We start from the raw sequence: 11,732 nt of genomic DNA on the forward strand, positions 1-11,732 counted from the left end.
CGCTGCCCGACCCCACGGCCGGCTGAGCCGATGCGTGCCGATCGCGCCTTCGCGTACGGCGCCGCCGCCGGCCTCCTCGGTGACCACCTCCTCGGCGATCCGCGCCGCGGGCATCCGGTCGCCGCGTTCGGGCGGGCCGCGGGTGCCGTGGAGCGGGTGCTGTGGCGGGACCACCGCGGGTGGGGGGCGTTGCACGCCGCCGTGTGCGTGGGAGGTGCCGTCTCTCTCGGCGCCGCCGTCGCTTCTGCCGTACGTCCGTCCCGTGCCGCCTCCGTCGCGCTGACCGCCGCTGCCACCTGGGCCGTTGTCGGCGGGACTTCGCTTGCGCGCGAGGCCCGTGGCATCGGGCGGGCGCTGGAGGCCGGGGATGTCGAGGGTGCCCGGGCCCGGCTGCCGCATCTGTGCGGGCGGGATCCGCAGGCGCTCGACGCCGACGGGATCGCCCGGGCCGTTGTCGAATCCGTCGCGGAGAACACGTCCGATGCGGTGGTGGGGGCGCTGGTGTGGGGGGCCGTCGGCGGGGTGCCGGGGCTGCTCGGGTTCCGGGCCGTCAACACGCTCGACGCCATGGTCGGGCACAAGTCGGCCAAGTACCGGCGGTACGGGTGGGCTTCGGCGCGGCTGGACGACGTGGCGGGGTGGCCGGGGGCCCGGCTGACCGCCGTACTGGCGACCGTCGCCGGAGGTGACCCCCGAGGGGCGGTACGGGCCTGGCGTTCCGACGCCGTGAAGCACCCGAGCCCCAATGCCGGGCCTGTGGAGGCGTCGTTCGCGGGGGCGCTGGGGGTGCGGCTCGGAGGGACCTTGTCGTATGGGGGGCGGGTCGAGCATCGGCCTGTGCTGAACGGGGAGGGGCGTGCGGTGGAGGTCGGGGACATTGAGCGTGCCGTGCGGTTGTCGCGGCGGGTGGGGTGGCTGGCGTTGGGGGTCGGTGCGGCTGGGGCGGTGCTGCGGGGGTGGGCGACGAGGCGCCCGGGGCTGCAGGCTGTGCCCACCCGTTCCGCCCTGCGGAACGACTGCCCACAGCAGTTGCAACCGGGGCGTGCGTCATGACCGGCCGTGGTCTTCTTGTCGCCGGTACCACCTCCGATGCCGGTAAGAGTGTCGTCACCGCCGGGATCTGTCGTTGGCTGGTGCGGCAGGGCGTCAAGGTGGCGCCCTTCAAGGCGCAGAACATGTCGCTCAATTCGTTCGTGACGCGCGAGGGTGCCGAGATCGGGCGGGCGCAGGCCATGCAGGCGCAGGCGTGCCGGGTCGAGCCGACCGCGCTGATGAATCCCGTGCTGCTCAAGCCCGGTGGCGAGCAGAGCAGTCAGGTCGTGCTGATGGGCAAGCCGGTGGGTGAGCTGAGCGCACGCGGGTATCACGGGGGGCGGCAACAGAAGCTTCTCGGCACCGTTCTCGACTGTCTCGCCGAGCTGCGGGGCACGTATGACGCCGTGATCTGTGAGGGGGCGGGTTCTCCCGCCGAGATCAATCTGCGGCGCACGGACATCGTGAACATGGGGATCGCGCGGAACGCGCGGCTGCCCGTGCTCGTGGTCGGCGACATCGACCGTGGTGGGGTGTTCGCCTCCTTCTTCGGGACCGTCGCCCTGCTCTCGCCCGAGGACCAGGAGCTCGTCGCCGGGTTCCTCGTCAACAAGTTCCGGGGGGATGTCGGCCTCCTGGAGCCCGGCTTGGACATGCTGCACGGGCTCACCGGGCGGCACACCTACGGCGTCCTGCCCTTCCGGCACGGTCTCGGCATCGACGAGGAGGACGGACTGCGGGTCTCCCTGCGGGGAACGGTGCGCGAGTCGAACACCGCCCCGCCCGTCGGCGAGGACGTGCTGCGGGTCGCCGTCTGTGCGATCCCGCTCATGTCCAACTTCACCGACGTGGACGCGCTGGCCGCCGAACCGGGTGTCGTGGTGCGGTTCGTGGACCGGCCGGAGGAGCTCGCCGACGCCGACCTCGTCGTCGTTCCGGGGACCCGGGGGACGGTGAAGGCCCTGGAGTGGCTGCGGGAGCGGGGACTTGCGGACGCCCTTGTCCGCAGGGCGGCCGAAGGGCGGCCCGTCCTCGGTATCTGCGGCGGCTTCCAGGTCCTCGGCGAGCACATCGAGGACGAGGTGGAGAGCCGCAAGGGGTCCGTCGACGGGCTCGCCGTCCTCCCCGTCCGTGTGCGGTTCGCCCGCGAGAAGACCCTCACCCGGCCGGTGGGAGAAGCCCTCGGCGAACATGTCGAGGGGTACGAGATCCATCACGGGGTCGCCTCCATAACCGCCGGAGAGGCCTTCCTCGACGGCTGCCGGGTCGGGCAGACCTGGGGCACCCACTGGCACGGTTCGCTGGAGTCGGACGGGTTCCGGCGGGCCTTTCTGCGCGAGGTGGCGGCCGCCGCGGGCCGTCGCTTCATACCCGCCCCCGACACCTCGTTCGCCGCGCTGCGCGAGGAGCAGCTCGACCGGCTCGGCGATCTGATCGAACAACACGCGGACACGGACGCGCTGTGGCGGCTCATCGAGTCGGGCGCGCCGCAAGGACTGCCTTTCATTCCACCGGGAGCACCCGCATGAGCACAGTGTTGTTGTTGTCGACCGCCGACACGGATCTGTTGGCGGCCCGGGCCGCTGCCGGTGCCGACTACCGGATCGGCAACCCGACCCGCATCGACGTCACGGACGAGCTGCCCGGCCTCCTGGACGGCGCCGACATCGCCGTCGTACGGCTGCTGGGCGGGAAGCGGGCCTGGGAGGACGGGCTCGCCGCGCTCAGGGCGTCCGGTGTCCCGACCGTACTGCTCGGCGGGGAGGCCGTCCCCGACGCGGAGTTGATGGCCGAGTCGTCCGTGCCTGCCGGGGTCGTGGCGGAGGCGCTGAAGTACCTCGTCGAGGGTGGTCCCGCCAACCTCACCGAGCTCGCCCGGTTCCTGTCCGACACGGTGCTGCTGACCGGTGAGGGGTTCGTCGAGCCGCAGAAGATGCCCGAGTACGGCGTCCACGGCGAGCGTCCCTTCGTCGAGGGCCGTCCGACCGTCGGTGTGCTCTTCTACCGGGCCCATGAGCTGAGCGGCAACACCGGCTTCGTGGACACCCTGTGCGACGCGATCGAGGCGCGGGGCGCCAACGCCCTTGCCGTGTACTGCGGTTCGCTGCGCGGCGCGGACGCCGGGCTGTACGAGCTCCTCGGCCGGACCGACGCCCTGGTCGCCACCGTGCTCGCCGCCGGCGGCACGCACGCCTCGCAGGCGTCGGCCGGAGGCGACGAGGAGGCATGGGACATCGGGGCGCTCGCCGACCTCGACGTGCCGGTGCTGCAGGGCCTCTGTCTGACGTCCTCGCGTGACGCCTGGGACGAGTCGGACGCCGCCCTGTCGCCCATGGACGCGGCGATGCAGGTCGCGATCCCCGAGTTCGACGGGCGGCTCATCACCGTCCCCTTCTCCTTCAAGGAGCAGGGTCCCGACGACGTTCCCGTGTACGTCGCCGACCCGGAGCGGGCCGCGCGGGTCGCCGGAATCGCCGTACGGCATGCGCAGTTGAAGCACAAGGCGAACGCGGACAAAAAGCTCGCGCTCGTGTTCACCGCGTACCCGACCAAGCACTCGCGCGTCGGCAATGCGGTCGGCCTGGACACACCCGCGTCGGCGGTGCAGGTCCTGGACGCCCTCAAGGAAGCCGGCTATGGCCTCACCGAATACCCGGACAACGGCGACGAGTTGATCCACCGGCTCATCGCGGCCGGCGGTCACGACGTGGAGTGGCTGACCGAGGAGCAGCTGGCCGCCGCGCCCGCGCGCGTGCCGCTCGCCGACTACCGGGCGTGGTTCGACAAGCTCGACCCGGAGCTCAGGGACGGGATGCTGGAGGCGTGGGGCGAGCCGCCGGGCAACCTGTATGTCGACGGGGAGGACATCGTCCTCGCCTCCCTCCAGTTCGGGAACGTCGTCGTGATGATCCAGCCGCCACGCGGCTTCGGCGAGAACCCGATCGCGATCTACCACGACCCCGACATGCCGCCCTCGCACCACTACATGGCGGCCTACCGGTGGCTGGAAAACTCGTTCGGCGCGGACGCCATCGTCCACATGGGCAAGCACGGCACGATGGAGTGGCTGCCCGGCAAGGGACTCGGGCTCAGCAGCGGGTGCGCGCCGGACGCCGTGCTCGGTGAGCTGCCGCTGATCTACCCGTTCATCGTCAACGACCCCGGCGAGGGCACCCAGGCGAAGCGGCGCGGGCACGCCACGGTCGTCGACCATCTCGTACCGCCGATGGCCCGTGCCGACACCTACGGCGACCTGGCCAAGCTGGAGCAGCTGCTCGACGAGTACGCGCTCGTCTCCGACCTGGACCCGACCAAGGCGCCCGCCGTGCGGGCGCAGATCTGGACGCTGGTCAAGGCGGCCGAGCTCCACCACGACCTGCATGTGGACGAGCAGCCGGAGGACGACGACTTCGACTCCTTCGTCATGCACATCGACGGCTATCTGTGCGAGATCAAGGACGTGCAGATCCGGGACGGTCTGCACATTCTCGGTGGCGGGCCGGTCGGTGAGCCGCGGGTGAACCTGGTGCTCGCCGTGCTGCGTGCCTCGCAGGTGTGGGGCGGGCAGGCGAATGCGCTGCCGGGGCTCCGGGCTTCACTGGCGGCTCATTTCGGGCTGGTGGAGAAGGAGTTGCTGGCGGAGCCGGGTGCGCCCGTGAAGGTGCCGGTCGAGCTCACCGATCTCGTCGAGGGCCCTTCCCGTACGGCCGCCGACGCCATCGATCTGCTGGAGCAGCTGTGCCGGCGGATCGCCGAGGGCATGGAGGCACGGCACTGGGACGTGGCCGAGGGCCCCGCCCTCGTCCGTGACGTCCTCGGCCTCGAACTCCCGGACGCCGTCGCGGTGTTGGAGTTCGCCTGCACCGAGGTGGTGCCCCGGCTGGCCCGTACGACGGACGAGATCGGCCATATCCTCAAGGCCCTCGACGGCGGTTACGTCCCGGCGGGTCCGTCCGGTTCGCCGACGCGCGGGCTGGTCAATGTGCTCCCGACCGGCCGGAACTTCTACTCCGTCGACCCCAAGGCCATTCCCTCCAGGCTGAGTTGGGAGGTCGGGCAGTCCCTCGCCGACTCCCTCATCCAGCGGTATCTGCAGGACACCGGCGAGTACCCGAAGTCCGTCGGCCTGACGGTCTGGGGTACGTCCGCGATGCGCACCCAGGGCGACGACATCGCCGAGATCCTGGCGCTGCTGGGCTGCCGGCCGGTGTGGGACGACGCCTCGCGCCGGGTGACCGGCTTCGAGATGATCGGCCTGGCGGAGCTGGGGCGCCCGCGCATCGACGTCACCGTCCGTATCTCCGGCTTCTTCCGGGACGCGTTCCCGCATGTCGTCGGGCTGATCGACGACGCCGTCCGCAAGGTGGCCGAGCTGGACGAGCCCGCCGAGCAGAACTTCGTGCGCGCCCACGCCGACGAGGACACGGCACAGCACGGCGACCGGCGGCGCGCGACGGCCCGTATCTTCGGCTCCAAGCCGGGGGCCTACGGCGCCGGGTTGCTGCCGTTGATCGACGCCCGCAACTGGCGGTCGGACGCGGATCTGGCCGAGGTGTACGCGGTGTGGGGCGGCTACGCCTACGGGCGCGGGCTCGACGGCCGGGCCGCGCGCGGGGACATGGAGACGGCGTTCAAGCGGATCGCCGTGGCCGCCAAGAATGTCGACACCCGCGAGCACGATCTCGTCGACGCCGACGACTACTTCCAGTACCACGGCGGCATGGTCGCCATGGTGCGGCATCTGACGGGCGAGAGCCCCGAGGCGTACGTCGGCGACTCCGCGACCCCCGACCAGGTGAAGACGCGGACGCTCGGCGAGGAGACGCACCGCGTCTTCCGGGCCCGCGTGGTCAACCCGCGCTGGATGGCGGCCATGCGGCGGCACGGCTACAAGGGTGCCTTCGAGATGGCGGCGACCGTCGACTACCTCTTCGGCTACGACGCCACGGCCGGGGTCGTGGACGACTGGATGTACGAGAAGCTCAGCGCGGAGTACGTCTTCGCCCCGGAGAACCGGGAGTTCATGCAGAAGTCCAACCCTTGGGCGCTGCGCGGAATCACGGAACGGCTGCTGGAGGCCGCCGAGCGCGGGCTGTGGGCGGAGCCGGACGCGGAGACGCTGGAGCGGCTGCGCGCCACGTACCTGGAGCTGGAAGGCGACTTGGAGGGCGACCAGTGACCACCCCCTTCCCCTTTACGGCCGTCGTCGGCCAGGAAGACCTGCGGCTCGCGCTGCTGCTGAACGCCGTGTCGCCGGCGGTCGGCGGTGTACTGGTGCGCGGCGAGAAGGGCACCGCCAAGTCGACGGCGGTACGGGCGCTTTCGGCGCTGTTGCCGGAGGTCCCGGTCGTTGCCGGGTGCCGTTTCTCGTGCGACCCCGCGAAGCCGGACCCCGCGTGCCCGGACGGACCGCACGAGGCCGCACCGGGTGCGGGGCGGCCCGCACGGATGGTCGAGTTGCCGGTCGGCGCGTCCGAGGACCGGCTCGTCGGCGCCCTCGACATCGAGCGGGCGCTGGCGGAGGGCGTCAAGGCCTTCGAGCCGGGGCTCCTCGCCGATGCGCACCGCGGGATCCTCTACGTCGACGAGGTCAATCTGCTCCATGACCATCTCGTCGACCTGCTGCTGGACGCGGCCGCGATGGGTGCGTCGTATGTCGAGCGCGAGGGCGTCTCGGTACGGCATGCCGCGCGTTTCCTTCTGGTCGGCACCATGAACCCCGAAGAGGGCGAGCTGCGGCCGCAGTTGCTCGACCGGTTCGGGCTGACCGTCGAGGTCGCGGCCTCGCGGGAGCCGGAGCAGCGGGTGGAGGTCGTACGGCGCAGGCTCGCCTACGACGACGATCCGGCGGGTTTCACCGCCCGTTGGGCGAACGAGGAGGCTGCCGTACGTCAACGCATTGTCTCCGCACGGGAGTTGCTGCCGTCGGTGCGGCTCGGGGACGGTGCGCTGCGGCAGATCGCGGCGACCTGTGCCGCCTTCGAGGTGGACGGTATGCGGGCCGACATCGTGATGGCGCGTACGGCGACCGCGCTCGCCGCCTGGGCCGGGCGGACCGAGGTGCTCGCCGAGGACGTACGGCAGGCAGCGCTGCTCGCGCTTCCGCACCGGCGGCGGCGTAATCCCTTCGACGCTCCGGGACTTGACGAGGACAAGCTGGACGAGACGCTTGAGGAGTTCTCCGGCGACGACGATCCCGATCCCGATGACAACGGGCCCGGTGGCGGAGGTGGCGGGCAGCCGTCGCCCGACGCCGGCCCGCAGGGCGGCGACACCGGCGCGCAGCCGGAAGCCGGGGAGGGCGGCGAACCGCAGGCCTCGGGAGCTGCCGAGCAGTCCCCCGCACGGGCCTCCGAACCCTTCCGCACCAAGGTGCTCAGCGTGCCCGGGCTCGGTGAGGGTGCCGCCGGGCGGCGTTCGCGGGCGCGGACCGAGCACGGGCGAACGACGGGGGCGCGGCGGCCCCGGGGGACGCTGACCAAGCTGCACCTGGCGGCGACCGTGCAGGCTGCCGCGCCACATCAGCGGGCCCGCGGACGGTCGGGGCCGGGGCTGGTGGTGCGGCGGGACGATCTGCGGCAGGCGACCAGGGAGGGGCGCGAGGGGAATCTCGTGCTGTTCGTGGTCGATGCCTCGGGTTCGATGGCGGCCCGGCAGCGGATGAGTGCCGTGAAGGGGGCCGTGCTGTCGCTGCTGCTGGATGCATATCAGCGGCGGGACAAGGTGGGGCTGGTGACGTTCCGGGGTGCGGCGGCCGATGTCGCCCTGCCGCCGACCTCGTCCGTGGACGCGGCGGCCGTACGTCTGGAGTCGCTGCCGACCGGTGGGCGGACGCCGCTCGCGGCCGGGCTGCTGCGCGCGCACGACGTGCTGCGGGTGGAGCGGTTGCGGGATCCGGCGCGGCGGGCGCTGATGGTTGTGGTGACCGACGGGCGGGCCACGGGCGGGCCCGAGCCGGTGGCGCTGGCCGGGCGGGCGGCTCGGCTGTTCGCGGCCGACGGGGTCGCCTCGGTGGTCGTCGACTGCGAGTCGGGGCCCGTGCGGCTGGGGCTCGCCAGGCAGCTTGCGGGTGAGCTCGGGGGGACGGCGGTGACGCTCGACGAGTTGCGCGCGGACTCGATCGCCGGGCTGGTCAGGGATGTACAGGGTGGGGCGAAGAGGAGGGCCGCGTAATGCCGCAGGGGCAGCCGAGTGTCGTACCGGACGATGGACTGACGACCCGTCAGCGTCGTAACCGGCCGCTGGTCGTCGTCCACACCGGGATCGGGAAGGGCAAGTCGACCGCTGCTTTCGGGCTTGCGCTGCGGGCCTGGAACCAGGGGTGGCCGATCGGGGTGTTCCAGTTCGTCAAGTCGGCGAAGTGGAAGGTCGGCGAGGAGAACGCGCTGCGGGTGCTGGGCGCCTCCGGCGAGGGCGGGAGCGTCGACTGGCACAAGATGGGTGAGGGCTGGTCCTGGGTCCAGCGCGACTCGCAGATGGACAACGAGGAGAAGGCCCGGGAGGGCTGGGAGCAGGTCAAGCGGGATCTGGCCGCGGAGACGTACAAGCTGTATGTGCTGGATGAGTTCGCCTATCCCATGCACTGGGGATGGGTGGACACCGACGAGGTCGTCGACGTGCTGCGGAATCGGCCGGGGACCCAGCATGTGGTCATCACCGGGCGGAACGCGCCCGAGAAGCTCGTCGACTTCGCCGACCTCGTGACCGACATGTCCAAGGTCAAGCACCCGATGGACGTGGGGCAGAAGGGGCAGCGGGGTATCGAGTGGTGATGTCGTCGTCCATGTCCGTCCCTCGGCTGGTCATTGCCGCGCCGTCGTCCGGCAGCGGCAAGACCACCGTTGCCACGGGGTTGATGGCCGCGTTCGCCGCGCGGGGGCTCGCCGTGTCTCCGCACAAGGTCGGGCCGGACTACATCGACCCCGGGTATCACGCGCTCGCGACCGGGCGGGTGGGGCGGAACCTCGACGCGTATCTGTGCGGGGCGGAGTTGGTCGGGCCGTTGTTCCTGCATGGGGCCCGGGGGTGTGACCTCGCCGTCGTCGAGGGTGTGATGGGGATGTTCGACGGGGCGGCGGGGGAGGGTGAACTGGCGTCCACCGCTCATGTGGCGAAGCTGTTGCGGGCGCCGGTGGTGCTGGTCGTGGATGCGTCGTCGCAGTCGCGGTCCGTGGCGGCGTTGGTGCATGGGTTTGCGTCCTGGGATCCGGAGGTGCGGGTCGGGGGCGTGATTCTGAACAAGGTCGCGTCGGATCGGCATGAGGAGTTGCTGCGGGACGCTTTGGACTCTGCCGGGGTGCCTGTGCTGGGGGTGCTGCGGCGGGTTGCGCAGGTGGACACGCCCTCGCGGCACCTGGGGTTGGTGCCGGTCGCCGAGCGGCGGGCTGAGGCGGTCGAGGCGGTCTCGGCGATGGCCGCGCAGGTGCTTGAAGGGTGCGATCTGGAGGGGTTGTTGGCGCTGGCGCGGGGCGCGGGTGCGTTGTCGTGTGCGGCTTGGGATGCGGCTGAGGTCCTGGGGGCTACCGCCCCCAGACCCCCGCTTCGGCTCGAAGGGCCTCGTCCTCAAACGCCGGACGGGCTGGGTAATGCCGCCCCAGGCTCACCTGTGAGAGTTGCCATCGCCGGCGGCCCCGCCTTCACCTTCTCCTATGCCGAGCACGCCGAACTGCTCACTGCCGCCGGTGCGGAAGTTGTCCCCTTCGACCCCCTCTGCGATGAGCAACTGCCCGACGGAACCCGTGGGTTGGTCATCGGCGGCGGCTTCCCGGAGGTGTACGCGGCCGAGTTGTCCGCAAACGAATCCCTGCGCAAGGCCGTCACCGCCCTCGCCGAGAGCGGCGCTCCCGTCGCCGCCGAGTGTGCAGGTCTGCTGTATCTGTGCCGGGAGCTCGACGGGCAGCCCATGTGCGGGGTGCTCGATGCGAGTGCGCGGATGAGCGAGGGGCTCACGCTCGGGTATCGGGACGCCGTTGCCGTGAGCGACAGTGTGCTGGCGGCCGCCGGGACTCGGATGCGGGGGCACGAGTTTCATCGGACGGTCGTCGAGCCGGGGGCGGGGGCGGCTCCGGCCTGGGGTGTGCGCGCCCCTGCGCGGCGGGTCGAAGGTTTCGTACAACAAGGTGTGCACGCGAGTTATCTGCACACGCACTGGGCGTCCGAGCCCGGTGTCGCCCGTCGGTTCGTGGAGAGGTGCCGGACGTCATGAGCAACAGCAGCAGTCGGTTGATCGGGGTCGGGGTGGGTCCCGGCGACCCGGAGCTGGTGACCGTCAAGGGCGTCAATGCGCTGCGGGCCGCCGATGTCGTCGTTGTGCCGGTCATGGATACCGGGGAGCGCGGCAGAGCCGAGGCCACCGTCCTGCACTACGTGCCCGCGGAGAAGGTCGTCCGGGTCGTGTTCGCGCTGAACGAGCGGAGCGATCGTGGGCGGCGGGAAGCTGCGTGGGATGCGGCCGGGGCTCGGGTTGCCCAGCTCCTCAACGAGCACGGCAGCGTCGCCTTCGCCACCATCGGTGATCCCAACGTGTACTCGACCTTCACCTATCTCGCGCAGACCATCGCCGAGCTGGTGCCCGGGACCGTGGTGGAGACCGTGCCCGGCATCACCGCCATGCAGGATCTCGCGGCGCGCTCCGGTGCCGTGCTCACCGAAGGCACCGAGCCGCTCACCCTCGTGCCCGTCACCGCCGGGGCCGCCGTGCTCAAGGACGCCCTCGGCGGGCCCGGGACCGTCGTCGCCTACAAGTTCGGGCGGCAGGCCGGCGAGGTCGCCGAGGCCTTGCGCGAGACCGGGCGGATCGACGATGCGGTGTGGGGGTCGGCGCTCGGGCTGGAGTCGGAGTCCATCCGGCCGGCCTCCGAGCTCGACGGCGAACCGCTCCCCTACCTCTCCACGCTCATCGCGCCCGCACCGCGCGACGGCGGGCGGGGCGGCAAGCTGTGACCGGCGCCGGATCATCCGGCCAGGCCCACCACCAGCCAGATGAACGCCGCCCCGGCCACCGTGCACAGCAGGGTCGAGCGGGCGGGGTGCTCGTGGTGGGCCTCGGGGAGGATCTCGGCGGCGGCGAGATAGAGGAGTACGCCGCCGAAGAGGCCGAGGTAGCCTCCGAGCAGGCCCTCGGGGATGGTGACGAAGGCCGCCGAGGCCGCGCCGGCCACCGGCGCCACCGCGTCCGCGAACAGCATGATCTGGGCCTTGCGGCGGGCGTTTCCGTACAGGCTTGTGATCGTGTACGTGTTGAAGCCGTCCGCGAAGTCATGGGCGACCACCGCCAGCGTGACCGCAGTGCCCATGCCCCCGCCGACCTGGAAGGCCGCGCCGATCGCCACGCCGTCCATCGCACTGTGACCGACCATCGCCGCGGCCGCCGTCAGACCCACCTCGGGCGCGCGGCCGTTGCTCTCCTCCCCGCCGTGCGCGGCCTGGCGGGCGGCCAGCAGGCGCTCCACCAGATGGGCCAGCAGGAATCCGGTCACGAACAGGAGCAGGGCCGCCGGTACGCCGAAGACCTCTTCGCCCGCCGCCTTGAGCGCCTCCGGCAGCAGATCCAGGCCGACCACACCGAGCATCAGTCCGCCGGCCAGCCCCAGGACCAGATGGCGGCGGTCGGTCACACGCTGTGCCGTCCAGCCGCCGGCCAGCGTCATCAGGAACGCGCCGAGCGCGACGAAGACCGCCATAGGCCCTTGCTATCCGAT

At 71.6% G+C, this 11,732-nt stretch carries 8 protein-coding genes; 7 read left to right on the forward strand and 1 reads right to left on the reverse strand.

Annotated features, from left to right (window positions below; all coding sequences use genetic code 11):
- Positions 1 to 30: 30 nt before the first annotated feature.
- Genes P2Q00_RS07805 through cobI form a run of 7 tightly spaced genes read left to right on the forward strand, consistent with a single transcriptional unit; the run spans position 31 to position 10,974 of the window.
- A complete protein-coding gene (locus P2Q00_RS07805; protein ID WP_275770873.1) occupies positions 31 to 1,053 on the forward strand; it encodes a cobalamin biosynthesis protein in 1,023 nt (340 codons plus the stop codon).
- Positions 1,050 to 2,561, forward strand: coding sequence for a cobyric acid synthase (locus tag P2Q00_RS07810; RefSeq protein WP_275770875.1), 1,512 nt, complete (start codon positions 1,050 to 1,052; stop codon positions 2,559 to 2,561). The genes P2Q00_RS07805 and P2Q00_RS07810 overlap by 4 nt, the downstream gene beginning before the upstream one ends.
- On the forward strand, positions 2,558 to 6,211 hold the full coding sequence (gene cobN, locus P2Q00_RS07815) for a cobaltochelatase subunit CobN (protein ID WP_275770876.1): 3,654 nt from the start codon (positions 2,558 to 2,560) through the stop codon (positions 6,209 to 6,211). Before P2Q00_RS07810 ends, cobN begins: the two co-directional genes overlap by 4 nt.
- Positions 6,208 to 8,205, forward strand: coding sequence for a putative cobaltochelatase (locus P2Q00_RS07820; RefSeq protein ID WP_275770877.1), 1,998 nt, complete (start codon positions 6,208 to 6,210; stop codon positions 8,203 to 8,205). Before cobN ends, P2Q00_RS07820 begins: the two co-directional genes overlap by 4 nt.
- On the forward strand, positions 8,205 to 8,804 hold the full coding sequence (gene cobO / locus P2Q00_RS07825; RefSeq protein WP_275770879.1) for a cob(I)yrinic acid a,c-diamide adenosyltransferase: 600 nt from the start codon (positions 8,205 to 8,207) through the stop codon (positions 8,802 to 8,804). The genes P2Q00_RS07820 and cobO overlap by 1 nt, the downstream gene beginning before the upstream one ends.
- Positions 8,804 to 10,237 carry a cobyrinic acid a,c-diamide synthase CobB gene (locus tag P2Q00_RS07830; protein WP_275770881.1) on the forward strand — a complete coding sequence of 478 codons (1,434 nt, stop codon included), beginning with the start codon at positions 8,804 to 8,806 and terminating at the stop codon, positions 10,235 to 10,237. The genes cobO and P2Q00_RS07830 overlap by 1 nt, the downstream gene beginning before the upstream one ends.
- Positions 10,222 to 10,974, forward strand: coding sequence for a precorrin-2 C(20)-methyltransferase (cobI, locus tag P2Q00_RS07835; protein WP_275770883.1), 753 nt, complete (start codon positions 10,222 to 10,224; stop codon positions 10,972 to 10,974). Before P2Q00_RS07830 ends, cobI begins: the two co-directional genes overlap by 16 nt.
- Before the next feature lie 11 nt (positions 10,975 to 10,985).
- On the opposite strand, the gene P2Q00_RS07840 is transcribed toward cobI, so the two are convergent.
- Positions 10,986 to 11,714 carry a ZIP family metal transporter gene (locus P2Q00_RS07840; RefSeq protein WP_275770885.1) on the reverse strand — a complete coding sequence of 243 codons (729 nt, stop codon included), beginning with the start codon at positions 11,712 to 11,714 and terminating at the stop codon, positions 10,986 to 10,988.
- Between the last annotated feature and the right edge of the window lie 18 nt (positions 11,715 to 11,732).

This window comes from Streptomyces coacervatus (assembly GCF_029223485.1).
In the GTDB taxonomy this organism is placed as follows: Bacteria; Actinomycetota; Actinomycetes; order Streptomycetales; family Streptomycetaceae; genus Streptomyces; species Streptomyces coacervatus.